At 71.4% G+C, this 16393-nt stretch carries 13 protein-coding genes, 1 tRNA gene and 1 pseudogene; 11 read left to right on the top strand and 4 right to left on the bottom strand.

Going from position 1 to position 16393, the window contains the following annotated elements; genetic code table 11:
- Positions 1 to 36: 36 nt before the first annotated feature.
- Together ACFIF2_RS02380 and ACFIF2_RS02375 are read left to right on the top strand one after the other, a co-directional pair.
- Positions 37 to 561 (top strand): tyrosinase family oxidase copper chaperone, encoded by a 525-nt coding sequence (locus ACFIF2_RS02380; protein ID WP_395571031.1) that lies wholly within the window; start codon positions 37 to 39, stop codon positions 559 to 561.
- Positions 545 to 1411 carry a tyrosinase family protein gene (locus tag ACFIF2_RS02375; protein WP_395570759.1) on the top strand — a complete coding sequence of 289 codons (867 nt, stop codon included), beginning with the start codon at positions 545 to 547 and terminating at the stop codon, positions 1409 to 1411. The genes ACFIF2_RS02380 and ACFIF2_RS02375 overlap by 17 nt, the downstream gene beginning before the upstream one ends.
- A 78-nt stretch (positions 1412 to 1489) precedes the next feature.
- Here ACFIF2_RS02375 and ACFIF2_RS02370 read toward each other — a convergent pair whose 3' ends face one another.
- Positions 1490 to 1795, bottom strand: a complete 306-nt coding sequence (locus ACFIF2_RS02370; protein WP_395570758.1) for a chaplin — start codon at positions 1793 to 1795, stop codon at positions 1490 to 1492.
- Between the two features lie 289 nt (positions 1796 to 2084).
- On the opposite strand from ACFIF2_RS02370, the gene ACFIF2_RS02365 reads away from it, so the two are divergent.
- Positions 2085 to 2660, top strand: a complete 576-nt coding sequence (locus tag ACFIF2_RS02365; protein ID WP_395571030.1) for a DUF2087 domain-containing protein — start codon at positions 2085 to 2087, stop codon at positions 2658 to 2660.
- Between the two features lie 52 nt (positions 2661 to 2712).
- Here the strand turns inward: ACFIF2_RS02365 and ACFIF2_RS02360 are convergent, their stop codons facing one another.
- Both ACFIF2_RS02360 and ACFIF2_RS02355 read right to left on the bottom strand, forming a co-directional pair.
- Positions 2713 to 3744 (bottom strand): D-2-hydroxyacid dehydrogenase family protein, encoded by a 1032-nt coding sequence (locus tag ACFIF2_RS02360; RefSeq protein ID WP_395570757.1) that lies wholly within the window; start codon positions 3742 to 3744, stop codon positions 2713 to 2715.
- A gap of 31 nt (positions 3745 to 3775) precedes the next feature.
- Positions 3776 to 3851, bottom strand: a tRNA-Arg gene (locus ACFIF2_RS02355).
- Positions 3852 to 4182: 331 nt separating this feature from the next.
- Between ACFIF2_RS02355 and ACFIF2_RS02350 the strand changes: the two genes are divergently transcribed.
- From ACFIF2_RS02350 to ACFIF2_RS02320, 7 genes and pseudogenes are all read left to right on the top strand, one after another.
- Entirely contained in the window at positions 4183 to 5790 is a 1608-nt protein-coding gene (locus ACFIF2_RS02350) for a dynamin family protein (RefSeq protein ID WP_395570756.1), read from the top strand.
- Between the two features lie 3 nt (positions 5791 to 5793).
- A complete protein-coding gene (locus ACFIF2_RS02345) occupies positions 5794 to 8211 on the top strand; it encodes a GTPase (protein WP_395570755.1) in 2418 nt (805 codons plus the stop codon).
- Positions 8212 to 8590: 379 nt separating this feature from the next.
- A complete protein-coding gene (locus tag ACFIF2_RS02340; protein WP_395570754.1) occupies positions 8591 to 9058 on the top strand; it encodes a single-stranded DNA-binding protein in 468 nt (155 codons plus the stop codon).
- A gap of 267 nt (positions 9059 to 9325) precedes the next feature.
- Positions 9326 to 10729 carry a TQXA domain-containing protein gene (locus ACFIF2_RS02335; protein ID WP_395570753.1) on the top strand — a complete coding sequence of 468 codons (1404 nt, stop codon included), beginning with the start codon at positions 9326 to 9328 and terminating at the stop codon, positions 10727 to 10729.
- A 207-nt stretch (positions 10730 to 10936) separates the two neighbouring features.
- Positions 10937 to 11362 carry a hypothetical protein gene (locus ACFIF2_RS02330; RefSeq protein WP_395570752.1) on the top strand — a complete coding sequence of 142 codons (426 nt, stop codon included), beginning with the start codon at positions 10937 to 10939 and terminating at the stop codon, positions 11360 to 11362.
- A gap of 768 nt (positions 11363 to 12130) precedes the next feature.
- Entirely contained in the window at positions 12131 to 12904 is a 774-nt protein-coding gene (locus ACFIF2_RS02325; protein WP_395570751.1) for a hypothetical protein, read from the top strand.
- Positions 12905 to 13314: 410 nt separating this feature from the next.
- Positions 13315 to 13641: pseudogene (locus ACFIF2_RS02320) on the top strand (UTRA domain-containing protein); the annotation flags it as partial.
- Between the two features lie 40 nt (positions 13642 to 13681).
- Here ACFIF2_RS02320 and ACFIF2_RS02315 read toward each other — a convergent pair.
- Positions 13682 to 14443 (bottom strand): DUF6928 family protein, encoded by a 762-nt coding sequence (locus ACFIF2_RS02315; protein WP_395570750.1) that lies wholly within the window; start codon positions 14441 to 14443, stop codon positions 13682 to 13684.
- 282 nt (positions 14444 to 14725) lie between these two features.
- Here ACFIF2_RS02315 and ettA point away from each other — a divergent pair, with 282 nt between their 5' ends.
- Complete coding sequence (gene ettA, locus ACFIF2_RS02310) at positions 14726 to 16390, top strand: energy-dependent translational throttle protein EttA (protein ID WP_395570749.1); 1665 nt, start codon at positions 14726 to 14728, stop codon at positions 16388 to 16390.
- The last annotated feature ends 3 nt before the right edge of the window (positions 16391 to 16393 follow it).

The following is a 16393-nucleotide window of genomic DNA, read 5'->3' as shown; positions in this document are numbered from 1 at the left end:
GTGGTGCGGATCACCGAACCGGACGAGGAGCGAGCCATGGTCGTCAACGCGGGTGGAGCAGCGAGCGGCGCGGAGCGGGAGGCGGGAGGCCCGGCGAGACGCGGACCGGGACCGGGGACCCGGCGGCAGGTGCTGCGGGGGCTGCTCGCCCCGGCCCTGGCCCTGGGCGGCCTGGCACCCCTGGTGGCCGCCTCCCGGCCCGCACCGGCGTCCGAGGCGCCGGGGGCGGCCGGGCATCCCGGGCCGCACGGTGCGGAGCCGGCCGAGGGCACGTCGTTCGACGAGACCTACCGGGGCCGCCGCATCCGCGGCATCCGCTCCGCCGCGGGCCGCGCCGTCGGTGCCGGCACCTGGCACGTCACCGTGGACGGCCGGCCGCTGCACCTGATGCGCCGGGCCGACGGCAGCTGGCTGAGCATGATCGACCACTACCGGTCGTACCCCACCCCGCTCGCCGCGGCCCGCGGCGCCGTCGACGAACTCGGTCCCGGCGAGCACCTGCGCGACACGCCGTCCGCCGACCAGGATCACTCCGGGGGGCACCGTGGCGTACACGCGTAAGAACGTCAGCAAGCTGACCCGCACCGAGAAGCGACGGTTCGTCGACGCGCTGCTGGAGATCAAACGGCGCGGGGAGTACGACGAGTTCGTGCGAACCCACATCGAGTACTACGTCTCCGACGGCGAGGACGGACTGCGTACGGCGCACATGGCGCCCTCCTTCCTGCCCTGGCACCGCCGGTTCCTGCTGGACCTGGAGGAGGCGCTGCGCCGGGTCGACGACTCGGTCACCGTGCCGTACTGGGACTGGACGAAGGACCGCGCCACCACCTCCGCGCCCTGGACGGCGGACCTCCTCGGCGGCACCGGACGGCGCTCCGACCACCGGGTGACCACCGGACCGTTCGCCCACGCGGAGGGCAACTGGACCCTCAGGGAGAACGTCACCGACACCGAGTACCTCACCCGGGACCTCGGGCGGGCCGCCGACCCCATCAAACTGCCCACGAAGAGCGACCTGGAGTGGGCGCTCGACGATCCGGCGTACGACAGCGCTCCCTGGGACTCCACGGTCCGCAAGGGATTCCGGAACAAGCTGGAGGGGTGGGGGACCGGGCGCGGCAGCGTCTCCTGGCGCAACCACAACCGCGTGCACCGCTGGGTCGGCGGGGCCATGGTCGGCGGCGCCTCCGTCAACGACCCGGTGTTCTGGCTGCACCACGCCTTCGTGGACCTCCTGTGGTCCCGCTGGCAGGCCCGGCACCGCGGCGCCCGCTACCTGCCCGCCGAGCCCCCCGGCCGGGGCAGCGCGCAGCGCGGACGGATCGTCGCGCGGCACGAGAGGCTGCCGCCGTGGGACGTGACGCCGGACCAGTTGGAGGACCACAGCCGGCTCTACCGGTACGCCTGAGCGCCCGCCCGGCGTCCGGCGCGGACACGGGAAGAGCCCCGGCCGGGAAGGCCGGGGCTCTCCTGGTGCGGGCGTGACTCAGCTGCCGTAGCCGCTGTTCTTGCCGTCGTCGCCGTGCTTGTCGCTCTCGTCCTTCTTGTCGTCGTCGCCGTTTTCGCAGGCGTTGCCGAAGGCCGGGTTGAGCAGACCGATCACGTTGACGGTGTTGCCGCACACGTTGATCGGCACGTGGACCGGGACCTGGACGACGTTGCCGGACAGGACGCCGGGCGAGCCGATGGCCGCCGCTTCGGCACCCGCGTCCGCCATGGCCAGACCGGTGCCGCTGAGCACCACGGCACCGGCGCCGAGAGCGACGCCGGCGGCCTTCGCGATGCGAGACATCACGTTCTCCTTCTCACTCGGGGAGCACGGCGGCAGGACGCGCCACCGCACTCGCGGTTCAACGGGGCAGGTCGTGAGGGAGTCACGGGGGGAATGTGAGTATCACCCGTTTTGAACGGATCGGTGGTGCGGGTGGCGGGTGGCGGGTGCCGGGTGGCGGAGGGCGGAAAACCGCTCCGCGCCGGGCGGGGGCGTCCACTAACCTCCGGACATGGTTGACGATCGAACCGACCGAAACGACCCAACCGACCGATTGTCCGAAGCACAGGAACCGCCGTCCGTGCCGTCCGTGGCGGCCGCGTTGTCCGTGCTGCCCGGCCTGTTCGCCGAGGAGGGCCGGGTGCGCGCCTTCGCGGCCGTGGCGCTGGGGGCGGGCAGCGCGGGGCGGGTGGCGGAGGCGGCGGGCCTGTCCGCGAAGGACACGGCCGCCGCGCTGCGCCGGCTGCGCGAGGAAGGCGTGGTGACGTCCGGGGGCGACGGTGAACTCGTCGTCGCCCACGACCGTTTCAGGGAGCTGGCCAGGGCGGGCCGGCCGGTGGCGCGCGGCGACGCCGACGCCGGGACGGAGGACGACCGGGCGGCCGGCATGATCGTGCGGACCTTCGTCAAGGACGGGCGGCTGGTCCGGCTCCCCGCGCGCTGGACGCGCAAGAAGGTGGTGCTGCGGCACATCGCCGAGCGGACCTTCGCCCCCGGCGTCGAGTACCCGGAGCGAACCGTCGACGAGAAGCTGCGTGCCTGGTGCGAGGACGGCGACGTCGACCATGTGACGCTCCGGCGGCACCTGGTGGACCTCGACCACCTGCGCCGGAGCGGCGGAACCTACTGGCGTCCGGCCGAGTCCGCCCGGACGGGCATCGCCTGAGCGGCCGGGGGCGCTTCCGGCTCTGCGCGGCGTTGCGTGGCTCTACGCGGCTCTACGTCGCGTTCCGAGCCGGAGCCGGAGCCGGAGCCGGAGCCGTCCCCGGAGCCGTCCCGGGTGGCGGCGATGCGGGCAGGCGGCGTACGGGTGCGCCGTCCAGGTAGGCCCGGATCGCCTCGACCGCCTGGCCGTAGTACGTGGCGTAGTTGGCGTGTGAGACATAGCCGAGGTGCGGTGTCGCGAGCAGGCGGGGCGCGGTGCGCATCGGGTGGCCGGCGGGCAGCGGCTCGGTGTCGAAGACGTCCACGCCCGCACCGGCGATGCGGCCCTCGTGCAGCGCGGCGAGCAGGGCCTCCTGGTCGACGATCGCCGCGCGCGAGGTGTTGATGAGGTAGGCGGTCGGCTTCAGCAGGGCCAGTTCGGCGGGGCCGAGCAGGCCGCGGGTGCGGTCGCCGAGCGCCAGGTGGACGGAGACGAAGTCGGCCGTGGCGAGCAGCTCCTCCTTGGAGGGGGCGAGTTCGACGCCGACCTCGTCGGCGCGCTCCCGGGTGAGGTTCTGGCTCCACGCGCTCACCCGCATGCCGAAGGCGAGGCCGACCCGCGCCACGCGGCTGCCGATCTTGCCGAGGCCCAGGAGTCCGAGCCGGCGGTCGTGCAGGTCGGCGCCGACCGTCTGCTGCCAGGGGCCGCCCTCGCGCAGGGCGGTGCTCTCGGGGACGATGCCGCGGGCCAGGCCCAGCAGCAGGGCCCAGGTCAGTTCGACGGGCGGGGTCGAGGAGGACGCCGTACCGCACACGGTGACGCCGTACGCCTCGGCGGCCGCGTAGTCGATCACGCTGTTGCGCATGCCGGAGGCGACGATCAGTTTCAGCCGGGGCAGGCGGGCGATCAGCGACGCGGTGAAGGGCACGCGTTCGCGCAGGGTGACCACGATGTCGACGTCGGCGAGCGCCGCCGCGAGGGCGTCCTCGCCGGTGTGGTGGGTGGCGAAGGACACGACGTCCACGTCGTCCGCGACGGGGGACCAGTCGGCGATCCCGGTCGCCACCCGCTGGAAGTCGTCCAGCACCGCGCAGCGCAGTCGCACGTCGTTCCGGTCCCTCCCGCCACACGGGCAGTGGCGCCCCCGGCAGGACTCGAACCTGCGGCCAAGCGCTTAGAAGGCGCCTGCTCTATCCACTGAGCTACGGGGGCCTGGTGTGGTGGCCTCGGTCGTGGTGCCCTGGGTGTGGGCTGATCCGTGACAGTGCCGGGGACAAGGATAGGGCTCCCGGTTCCCTGTCCCTGATGCTTCGCCTCCGTGGCTCGATGTGGAGGTTCGGTGAAGCGGTCCTGATAATCGCAGGCAGGTACGAATCGTGCATCGCTTTTGGCGTCTCGCGCATCGGGTGTTGTGCACTCGTTATGCCTGGACTGTGCTCGCGCCCCAGTAGTCCCTTCCGTCCGGAGTGTCCGGTCGGCGCGCAGACATGCTCATCATGCTCATATGCTTCAGAATTCCCCTAAAATTGGGCATTCTTCACATGTGGTGACCTTGGACGTACGGCCTCAGCTGCTCGACGCACTCTCCGCCCTGCGCGACCGTGTCGCGGCCGCACGCTTCCCGCTGCCCCTGGCGGGGGCCCCACGCGCGCGTGCCAACCGCGACGAACTGCTCGCCCAGCTCGACGACTACCTGGTGCCCCGGCTGAAGGAGCCCGAAGCGCCCCTGCTGGCCGTGGTGGGCGGCTCCACCGGCGCCGGTAAGTCCACCCTGGTGAACTCCCTGGTGGGACGGAGGGTCAGCGAGGCGGGCGTGTTGCGGCCCACGACCCGGACGCCGGTGCTGGTGTGCCATCCGGAGGACCATCACTGGTTCAGCGGCATGCGGGTGCTGCCCGATCTCACGCGCGTGTGGGTGCCCCACCGGGAACCGGACGACGACCTGCTCCTGCCGGGCGAGAACCCCGCGCGCGTGCTGCGCGTCGAGACCGCCGACAGCCTGCCGCCCGGCATCGCCCTGCTCGACGCGCCCGACATCGACTCCCTCGTCGCCGACAACCGCGTCCTGGCGGCCGAGCTGATCTGCGCCGCCGACATCTGGGTGATGGTCACCACGGCCGCCCGGTACGCCGACGCCGTGCCCTGGCATCTGCTGCGCACCGCGAAGGAGTACGACGCCACCCTGGTCACCGTGCTCGACCGGGTGCCCCACCAGGTGGTGTCCGAGGTGTCGCGGCAGTACGGGGCGCTGCTGACCAAGGCCGGACTCGGCGAGGTCCCCCGCTTCACGGTGCCCGAACTGCCCGAGTCGGCCTGGGGCGGCGGACTGCTGCCGGCCAGCGCGGTGGCGCCGCTGCGGTCCTGGCTCGTCCACCGGGCCCAGGACCTCGCCGCCCGGCACGACGCCATGGCCCGTACGGCCCACGGCATCCTGGACTCCCTCAAGTCCCGGATGCCGGAACTGGCCGGTGCCGCCGCCGCGCAGTACGCCGCCGCGCTCCGGCTCACCGCGGCCGTGGACGCCGCCTACGACGGCGAGCACGCGCGCGTGCGGGGCCGTTTGCAGGCGGGGGCCGTGCTCGCCGGGGACGCGCTCAAGCGGTGGCGGGCCTTCCCGCTCGACTGCTCCTCCGAGGAACTCCTCGACTCGCTGGTGGAGAGCCTGGCCGCGCTGCTGCTGTGCGCCGTCACCGCCGCCGACGAGCACGTCGACGAGGCGTGGCGGCGCGAACCGGCGGCGGGCGCCCCGGAACTCGCGGTCCGCGACCCCGCCCCCGAGAGCGCCGAGCACCGCATCGGGATGGCCGTACGGCGGTGGCGGCGGGAGCTGGAGGAGTACGCCGAGGAGGAGGTGCGCGAGCTCGACCGGAACCTGGCACCGGACCCCGGCATGGTCGCCGCCCTGGTCGCCACCGTGCTGCTCGGCGGGCGGCGGGCCCGCAGCGCCGGGGAACGGCTCGCCGAGCGGATCGGAGCCCACGGCGCGCTGCGGCTGCGCGACCGGGGCGGGCGGCTGCTCGACGAACACGTGGACCGGGTCGTGCACGCCGAGCGCGAACGCCGGCTCGCGCCGCTCGACCGGCTGGAGGTCCATCCCGAGCCCCAGGCAGAACTCATCGCCGCGCTGTCCGTACTGCAGAAGGAGAGGTGACCGGTGACCGCCGTCACTGACCAGGACCCCACCGAGCACACCGACCACCCGACGGAGGAGGCAGGCCAGACAGGTCAGGGGGGCCGCGCGGACCGGACGGAACGGGCGGAAAGAGGGGAACGGGCGGAGCAGGCGCGCGCCGGGGACGGTTCCGGGGACGGTCCTGGGGGCGGCCCCCGGGACGGCCGGAGCCCGCGGCGGGCCGCCGAGTCGGACGCCGCGCGGGAGCACGCCACCGGCGACGACGGACAGGAGCGGGCGGCCCGCCCGCAGCAGCGGGAGCGCGGCCGCGTACGCGGCTCCCTCGCGCGCGTGCGGGACGCCGCGGGGCCCGGCCGTACCGACCGGGACGACTCGGAGCGGGACCACGGGAAGGGCGAGCGCGTGGAGCGGGGCAGGGACCGCGAAGGCGGGGACGACCGCAGGGGCCGGGAGCGCGAGGGTCGTTCGGATCGCGGGGGCCGTTCGGATCGCGGAGGAGCCGTGGCAGGCCGGGATCGTACCGAGGGTGCCAAGGGCAGTGATCGTACCGGCGGTGATCGTACGGGCAGGGATCGTACGGAAGGCGCGGGCGGTGGCCGGGAGCCTGGGGAAGGCGTGGGCGGACGGGAGCGCGCGAACGGCGTGGGTGGCCGGGAGCGTGCGGCGCGGGCCGAGCGACCGGTGAGCGGCGCGTCGGGCGGCTCCGGGGGCAGGGGCGCGGCCGGGGACGGCGACGGCGTCTGGGGTGACGGGCTGATCGCGCGGCGGGTGGACGAGAAGGGCGGGGCGGAGCAGTTCGCCGCCGCGCAGAGCAGGCCGGCCGCATCCTCGGCCGCCCTGATGCCGCTGGCGTACGACGGGCACCTCAGGTCGCGGCTCGACGCGCTGCGCGAGCTGGTGGGGCTCTCCCGTACCCGGCTCGACAGCGGGACGCTGGCCGAGGCGGGCCGGGTCCTCGACGAGGCCGCCGCGCGGCGCAGGCTCTCCGGGCAGCACACCGTCGTCGCCATCGCGGGCGCGACCGGCAGCGGCAAGTCGCAGCTGTTCAACACGCTCGCCGGGGTGACGATCTCCGAGACGGGCGTCCGCCGGCCGACCACCGCCGCGCCCATCGCGTGCAGTTGGAGCGACGGCGCCGCCAGCCTCCTGGACCGGCTCGGCATCCCCGGCCGGCTGCGCCGCCGCCCCCTGCAGCACCCGGACGCCGAGTCGTCGCTGCGCGGGCTGGTCCTGATCGACCTGCCCGACCACGACTCGGCGGCCGTGCAGCACCGCGAGCAGGTGGACCGCATCCTGGCGCTCGTCGACGCCGTCATCTGGGTCGTCGATCCGGAGAAGTACGCCGACGCCATGCTCCACGAGCGCTATCTGCGGCCGATGGCGGGCCACGCGGAGGTCACCTTCGTCGTCCTCAACCAGGTCGACCGGCTGCCCGGGGAGGCCGCCGAGCAGGTCCTCGACGACCTGCGGCGCCTGCTCGACGAGGACGGCATCGCACTCGGGGAGCACGGCGAACCCGGCGCGACCGTCCTCGCCCTGTCCGCGCTCACCGGGGAGGGCATCGGCGAACTGCGCGAGGTCCTCGGCCAGTTCGTCGCCGAACGGCAGGCCCCGGCGCGCCGCATCGCGGCCGATGTCGACGCCGCCGCCTGGCGGCTGCGCCCGGTGTACGTGACCGGGCGGCGGACCGGGCTCAGCGAGGAGGCACGGGAGGAGTTCGCCGACCGGCTCGCGGACGCCGTGGGTGCCACCGCGGCGGGCGAGGCCGCCGAACGCGCCTGGCTGCGCAACGCCAACCGCGCGTGCGGCACCCCCTGGCTGCGCCTGTGGCGCTGGTACCACGACCGGCGCGAACCCCCCACGGGCCGCCTGTCACTGCGCGCCCAGGCCGACGAGGAGGCCACCGCCCGTCAGCGTGTCGAGCAGGCGGTGCGTACGGTGTCCGACCGCGCGTCGGCCGGGCTGCCGGCGCCGTGGGCGCAGGCGATGCGCGAGGCGGCCGTACGCGGCGCCCAGGGCCTGCCGGAGGCCCTCGACGAGCTGGCGGTGCGCACGGGGCTGCCGCCGGGGCGTCCGCCGCGGCCGGGCTGGTGGCCGGTGGCCGTGCTGGCGCAGGCGTCCATGACCCTGCTGCAGGTGGTCGGCGGGCTGTGGCTCCTCGCCCAGATCATCGGCTTCCTGCCGCCGAACCTCGGGGTGCCGGTGCTGCTGATGCTGGCCGGCATCATCGGCGGCCCTCTCATCGAGTGGAGCTGCCGCATCGCGGCGCGCGGCCCGGCCCGGCGCTACGGCCACGAGGCGGAACGCCTGCTGCGGGAGGCGGCCGCGGGGTGCGGCCGGGCCCGGGTGCTGGATCCGCTGGCGGCGGAGCTGCTGCGGTACCGGGAGGTGCGGGAGCAGTACGGGAAGGTCACGGGGGTGGGGGCCGCGGCGAGGTAGCGGGTGGGCATCGGCCTGGTAGCGGGCGGCGGCGAGCCGGAAGCGGGTGGGCATCGGGCCGGTAGCCCGGCAGCGGGTCGGCAGCGGGCTCGCTGCCGGCGTGGGCTCGTACACGGATGGTTCTCTCGGCGCCGGCGTCCCTCTCTCCTCCTCCCCCCCCCGGTCTTCCCCCCCCCTCCCCCCCTACGGGTGACGGAGTTCTCCACAGCCCCGGAGGCGGTCCACAGCCTCCGGCGGGCCGGCCCGGACGGAGGCAGTCTGGCCTCGCGGCGATCGCGACGGACGCGGTCGTCACGGCAGCGGCGGCCCGCACGGACGTGGCGCTGCCGCGCCGGAGGCAGCCGTACGGGACGCGCCCGTACGGGAGGGAGGACTCGCGATGAACGAGACGATGATCTGCGCCGTGGGCAATGTGGCGACCCAGCCGGTCTTCCGCGACCTGGCGAACGGGCCGTCGGCCCGGTTCCGGCTGGCGGTCACCGCGCGCTACTGGGACCGGGAGAAGGGCGCGTGGACGGACGGCCACACCAACTTCTTCACCGTGTGGGCGAACCGGCAGCTCGCCACCAACGCCTCGTCGTCGCTGACGGTGGGCGACCCCGTCGTCGTCCAGGGCCGCCTGAAGGTGCGCACGGACTCGCGCGAGGGGCAGAACTGGACCTCGGCGGACATCGACGCGGTGGCGATCGGGCACGATCTGGCGCGCGGCACGGCGGCGTTCCGGCGCACCGGCAGGACGGAGGCACCGGCCTCCCCACCGCAGCCGGAGCCCAACTGGGAGACACCGGCGGGGGAGTCGTCGGATCCTGCCGCCGAGCAGCCGCAGGAGCCCGTCGCGGTGGCATGACGCCGGCTGTCCGCCCCGAGTGACCCGTGACTGAAGTGCGGCTTATCGGCGAGTGCGTCCCGGACCGTGCCGGGTGGATTTGTCGATAAGCCCTGCTCAGGACGCTCCGGGCGATAACGATTCCGATTCGGATCACCCCGTGGGCCGACAACCCCGGCAGGCGCGGCGTGTCAGGTCCTTAGGATGCCGAACGAGCCCTGAGGGGCTGCTGATTCTGCTGGTGGGACCGTTCCCCCACATCAACGGGTCCTGCTCGAAGGGGATTTGGTGTTTTCTTCGCTCACTGCACGGTCGCTGCCCGGTCGAGGAGCGGCGCGCCTCGCCGTCGCGGCGCTGGTGTCCGCGCTCGCCGCCACCGGCGTGGTGACCGGTGCCGGCCCGGCCGCCGCCCAGGAGGCACCGGCGCGGGGACAGGGCGGGGCTACGGCCACCATAGGCGGCCTCAAGACGCACGGCACCGCGGTCATCCGCGGTGAGGACGGCGACCAGGAAGTACCGGCCGGCCTGTTCGAGATGTCCGTCGAGGGCGGCGGGATGCTGCAGACGTACTGCGTCGACATCCAGAACCCGACGCAGACGGACGCCAGGTACCGCGAGACGCCCTGGAGCGGCACGTCACTGGGCACCAACAAGGACGCCGGCCGCATCCGCTGGATCCTGCAGAACTCCTACCCCCAGGTCAACGACCTCGCCGCGCTCGCCAAGAAGGCGGGCGTCCGCGGCGGGCTCACCGAGCAGGACGCGGCGGCCGGCACCCAGGTGGCCATCTGGCGCTACTCGGACGACACGGACGTCGACGCCGTCGACCCCCAGGCCGAGCGGCTCGCCGACTACCTGGAGAAGGGCGCCCGCCACCTCCCGGAGCCCGCGGCCTCCCTCACCCTGGACCCGCCCGCCGTCTCGGGCCGCCCCGGCGAGCGGCTCGGCCCGGTGACCGTGCACACCGACGCCGGCGGCGCCACGGTGACACCCCCGGTGGACGCCACCGCGGGCGGGGTGCGGATCGTCGACGAGAAGGGCGAGCCCGTCACGTCCGTCACCGACGGCACCCAGATCTACTTCGACGTGCCCGAGGACGCGGCGGCCGGTACCGCCGAGCTGTCCGTCCAGGCCTCGACCACTGTGCCGGTCGGCCGGGCCTTCGCCTCCGAGAGCCGCAGCCAGACCCAGATCCTGGCCGGCTCCAGCGAGTCCACGGTCGCGGCGACGGCGACCGCCACCTGGGCGGACCAGGGCCCGATACCGGCCCTGTCCGCGACGGAGAACTGCGCCGAGGGCGCCCTGGACATCACCGCGCTCAACAAGGGCGACGAACCCTTCACCTTCCAGCTCCTGGACACCGAGTACACCATCGCGGCCGGCGAGTCCCGGACGGTGAGGGTCCCGCTGCCCGAGGACCGCGCCTACGACTTCACCATCCGCGGCCCGGCCGGCTTCGAGCAGCGCTTCGCCGGCGTCCTCGACTGCCGCACCCAGAGCGCGGCCCTGGCCGACACCACCCACACCCTCGGCGAACCGGCCCCCACCCCGGTCGTCACCCCCACCCCGAACCCCAACCTCGCCGCCACCGGAAGCTCCGGCACCACCCCCCTGATCGGCGGCACCGCCATCGGCCTGGTCGCCATCGGCGGCACAGTCCTGCTGCTCCTCCGCCGCAGGAACGAACAGTGACCAACTCATCACCCTCCGCGAAATCGAGGGCCCGCCCGTAACGGCACCCCTGGAGTACTGGTTCCCGTCCGGGGGTGGCGGTGCGGCCAGGCGGGGTGTTTCTCGCCCTGACCGGGAGCCGCAGTGACTAGCCCATCGAGCGATTGTGGGCACTCCGCGGGCACGGTACGTTCCCGCTCACGGATCGATGTAGCTCAGGGGGCGGGGATGCCTGGATACGGCCGCGCGCATAGTGAATGGGAAGAGCTTGTACATGCCGGTCGTGGCTTCCTCGTCGAGCGAGCGAAGCTGGGCAAGCTCACCTCGTACACGGAGCTCAACGCGACTCTGGCCAGGCGAACCGGCTGCCGTCCCTTCGACTTCGAGCGTGCTGACGAACGGGCCGCCATGGGACATCTGCTCGGACTGATCGTGGAACGAGACCAGGAGATCGCCCCCTCAGACCCGCCTGTCATGCTCTCGGCCCTGGTGAACTACCTGGGTGCCAACGACGCTGGCTCTGGCTTCTACCAGTTGGCCAAGGAGCTTCAGCTTCTGCCTATGAGTGCTTCGGCCGATGAGAAGTTCGGCTTCTGGGTCAAGCAAGTGAAACAGCTCTACGGACGCCATGGAGCTGGTCCAGCAGAGGTCTGAGATCAAGCACCTTGAGTGTCCAACTGCGTGACAACGCCGACGGACAGCGACGGAGGAGCGCGGACCCATTAGTGCAGGTGAACGGCAAGCCACCCTAGGTGTCACGCCTGCCGAAGTTGCTTCGGGACAAAGCGGTCACCACGCAAGGTCTGCCCGCTGTGCTTCCGTCGGCGCGGCTGGCTCGGGTCGACGGCAAGCAGCGTGGCTAATGCCGGTGGGGGTGCGTCGAGGCACACGCGTGCGTGATCGGTCGGCGCACCCACCTTCGTGGCTGACCGTCGTCGGCTGAGGTTCAGGCACTCCGGGTCCCAGCTCCGTCCGTGACGTTCGAGGCGAAGAGAGCATGCCATTCGCGTGCCAGGTCGTGCGGGGAACAGCGAGGGCTGACCACGGGTGCGATCAAGGTTGCAATACCGTTTCGTTGCAGGTCAGCCCAGCAGCCACCGCCAAGGGACTCGAGCTTCCCAAGCTGAGAGTCTGAGGCCCAGAAGCTCGCGTTGGCAGCGGATCGATCCGTCGCGCATGACCCACCAGAACCCAGCGGATCGCTGGGCACACGCCGGGATACGCTCACGGCTTTGGCTTGGGTCAGCCACTTCAATTCCGGGGGGAATTATGACGATTTCATTGCGTGGTTGTGTACCACTCAGAGTGGCGAGCGCGACCTTCGCCGCTGTGCTGCTCGCTGGGGGAACGAGTGCCTGCGGAGAGGGCCCGGCGAGTAACTCTCCGAATCAGGGCTCGTCCAGGGTGACGCCCGCTACGGCCGTGGCGAAGGCGGCGACGAACTCCGAGCGCATCACGTCACTCCACTACCGGGTCACCGGGACCGTGCCGGATAAGGGCCGGCTGGAGGCCGAGGCATCCATGAAGACGGAACCCCTGACCATGAGTATGAAGATGAACGCGACCGACCAGGGCAGAGACGGCCAGCTGGAGGTCCGGTTCGTCGATGAAGTGATGTACGTGAGCGGGAGTGCGATCGACTTCGAGATGCTGGACGGCAAGAGCTGGTTCAGCGCCGACCCGGCTGTATGGGGACGCAGCGTGGTGGACAACCAGTCCTACGGCATACTGCCGCGTCAGATCGAAGGCAACCCAGCCGTGCAGTCCACGATCCTGACCGCATCCAAGGACGTGCGAAGCATCGGGACGGAGACGATCGACGGGACCCGGACCACTCACTACAGAGGAACGGTCACCGGTAGCGGCATCGGCGCCGCCCGTGACGCTGCCGCCAGCGAGGCGGCTCGGGAGCGCCACATCAACAGCCTTGATCAGTTCACAGCGCTACGCATCGAGGGCACGCTCACCATGGATCTGTGGATCGGCGACGACAACCACACCAGGCAGTTCCGCATGCGGGGCGATACTTACGCCACACGGAGCGGCGAGGGCAAGCCGCTCGAGTTCGTCGACGGCGAACCCCTCGACTTGACCTTCACCTTCCTCGACGTTGACCAGCCGGCGACCATCAAGGCACCACCACCCGCAGACACCGTTGACCTCGGCGCACAGGCGGACGGAACACAGGCAGGATGAGCAACACCCGGGAGGGCTCGCCTGCCCCCCGCCGTCTCAGTTTCCGTCCCGTTCGGCGCCGTTCACGACCGTTCAGGGATGACTCGTCCGGGGCGTGCCGGGTGGTTACCGGATCTGGGACAACCGGGGACGTCGTTGGTGGGGCGATCTCTACGAGTTGTGTCCTGACGATCTCGTGGCCGAGCTCAACGGCCAGGCCTACGTACGGATCACTGCGCTGATGAAGCGCTAGCGGGCGCAGAAGCGGTGGGTGGCCTAGAGCGTGGATGACGAGCGGCGCGCACCGCAACCGCACCTGATCTAGCGGGGAACAGGGGGAGATTCCGGGGAAAGCAGTCGAGCCCGACGAGGCCGCGCCTCGACCATTCACCCAGGTCAGCGCCCGAACCGGCCGCAAATGATCCCAGCTTCCCAAGCTAAGGTCGACGAGTTGGGAGCCGTACGATCTCACCGCTGGCACTCTCGTCGTTCTCCCCGAGGGAGGGCCGCACGCTGGAGCGGGCGTCGTGAACCGTATGGCCGCGATCGGCATCACGGTCAGCCATGCCGTGGAGCAGCCAGAGCCGAGGCAGGCGACCACCGAGGAGGCGTCGCTACTCGGCTTCCAGAAGGCCGCCCTCGTCACCCACATCCGGCGGACGTACTACAGCGACGACGGTCGGCCCGTGGAGACAGCCGACATCGTGGTGCCCGCGGCTCACTGCGAGATCGTCTACGAGATCCCGATCACTCGGTGAAGGAACTCCGCAGAGACTCAGCAGAAGAAACTTGATCGCGTCAAGGGCCTGACCGCTCGATCAGCGCGCCGTCAGGCCCCAGGGTGTAGAAGCGTGGCGGTTCCATGGCTGCCGCGGCCCTGTGTAGTTCTGCTTCCTGTCCGGGGGCGGAACCGAGCCCATGCGGCTGCCTTACATGGAATCCATGCAGTCTGATGGCATCCGCGTCGACGTCGTCAGGTTCGGGTCGGCCCTCCTGGACGAAGCCGCAGAGCGCGCGCAACGCGTCCTCGCTCAACTCCAAGGGGTGGAAGGGTAGGGCGTACGGCTCTTCCTCCTCGCCGGGCCAGGGGACGATGTCCGCCGGACGGTCTCCGGCCCAGTAGGGCAGCTCGAAGGGGAGCGGTTCGCCGATGTTCTCCATGACGCCGCTGTCCGGCGACAGGCTCAGCGAGCGGACGAGGCGTCCGTCCTCCCACACCGCGAACGCCAGCCAGTCGACGACGCTGTGCATGGCATGCAGGACGAGCCGTCGGCCGGCGCTCGCCGCCACCAGGTGTTCCGGAAGCTCGGAGGGGCTGTCGATCATCAGACTCTGGTCGCCCACGACCTCCACGCCGGGCCAGCTGGCCGCGTACACCGTCCCTTGCGGCGGGTACACGCCGTCCGAGAGGTTCGAACCCTCGCACTCATCGATCTCGCAGCCCGGATAGAGCCGCCGCAGCATGGCCTTCGTCCGTACGAGGTCAGCCGCCCCCACTTGACGCAGCATTCCCGCGGCGTCCCCGTCGGCGCACACCAGCAGTCCCGTCTTGGCTCCCACAGGCCCTCCCCAGAGCGTCGCCCTTCATGGCGAACGCACCATAACCGCAGGGACTGACACTGGAGAGGCCTCGACCACGCGTCCGGCTGGGCCGCCTCTGGGCCGTGCGAGGGGGCCCGAGGCCGATCGACGGCGAGCGGCAGTGACAGGTGAGGGTCAGGCGGCATCCAGGAAAGGCCAGGTCAGCGCCCCCGCTCGGAACGCGTTTCCTTGCAGGGGTGGCGGTGCGGCAAGATGGGGTGTATCTGCCCACTGCCTGATCAAGCTGCCGGACGGTTTCTCTTGGCTGAGTACATTTACACCATGCGCAAGGCGCGCAAAGCGCACGGCGACAAGGTGATCCTCGATGACGTCACCCTGAGCTTCCTGCCCGGCGCGAAGATCGGTGTCGTCGGTCCGAACGGTGCCGGTAAGTCGACCGTTCTGAAGATCATGGCGGGCCTCGAGCAGCCGTCGAACGGTGACGCGTACCTGTCGCCGGGCTACACCGTGGGCATCCTGCTTCAGGAGCCCCCGCTGAACGAGGACAAGACCGTCCTGGAGAACGTCCAGGAGGGTGTCGCCGAGGTCAAGGGCAAGCTCGACCGGTTCAACGAGATCGCCGAGCAGATGGCGACCGACTACTCGGACGCGCTGCTGGAGGAGATGGGCAAGCTCCAGGAGGAGCTGGACCACGCCAACGCGTGGGACCTCGACGCGCAGCTCGAGCAGGCCATGGACGCGCTGGGCTGCCCGCCCGGTGACTGGCCCGTGGTGAACCTCTCCGGTGGTGAGAAGCGGCGTGTGGCGCTGTGCAAGCTGCTGCTGGAGGCCCCCGACCTGCTGCTGCTCGACGAGCCCACCAACCACCTCGACGCCGAGTCGGTGAACTGGCTGGAGCAGCACCTCGCCAAGTACGAGGGCACCGTCGTGGCCGTGACCCACGACCGGTACTTCCTGGACAACGTGGCCGGCTGGATCTGCGAGGTCGACCGCGGTCGCCTGCACGGCTACGAGGGCAACTACTCCAAGTACCTGGAGACCAAGGCCACCCGCCTCAAGGTCGAGGGCGCGAAGGACGCCAAGCGGCAGAAGCGCCTCAAGGACGAGCTGGAGTGGGTGCGGTCGAACGCCAAGGGGCGGCAGGCCAAGTCCAAGGCGCGTCTGGCGCGGTACGAGGAGATGGCGGCCGAGGCCGACAAGATGCGGAAGCTGGACTTCGAGGAGATCCAGATCCCGCCGGGCCCGCGCCTGGGCAACGTCGTCGTCGAGGTGAACAACCTCAGCAAGGCGTTCGGGGACAAGGTCCTCATCGACGACCTGTCGTTCACGCTGCCGCGCAACGGGATCGTCGGGATCATCGGCCCCAACGGCGCCGGCAAGACCACCCTGTTCAAGATGATCCAGGGCATCGAGGAGCCGGACTCCGGCTCCATCAAGGTCGGCGACACCGTCAAGATCTCCTACGTCGACCAGAGCCGCGAGAACATCGACCCGAAGAAGACCCTGTGGGCCGTCGTCAGCGACGAGCTGGACTACATCAACGTGGGCCAGGTCGAGATGCCGTCGCGCGCCTACGTCTCCGCCTTCGGGTTCAAGGGCCCGGACCAGCAGAAGCCGGCCGGCGTGCTCTCCGGCGGTGAGCGCAACCGCCTCAACCTCGCGCTCACCCTCAAGCAGGGCGGCAACCTGCTGCTCCTCGACGAGCCGACCAACGACCTCGACGTCGAGACCCTCGGCAGCCTGGAGAACGCGCTGCTGGAGTTCCCCGGGTGCGCCGTGGTCGTCTCCCACGACCGGTGGTTCCTGGACCGGGTCGCCACGCACATCCTCGCCTACGAGGGCGAGTCCAAGTGGTTCTGGTTCGAGGGCAACTTCGAGTCGTACGAGAAGAACAAGATCGAGCGCCTCGGTGCGGACGCCGCGCGTCCGCACCGCGCCACCTACAAGAAGCTGACCCGGGGCTGATCG

It is taken from the genome of Streptomyces sp. BK79 (assembly GCF_044142145.1).
Classification (GTDB): Bacteria; Actinomycetota; Actinomycetes; order Streptomycetales; family Streptomycetaceae; genus Streptomyces.
This window is presented reverse-complemented; position numbering and strand designations above follow the sequence as displayed.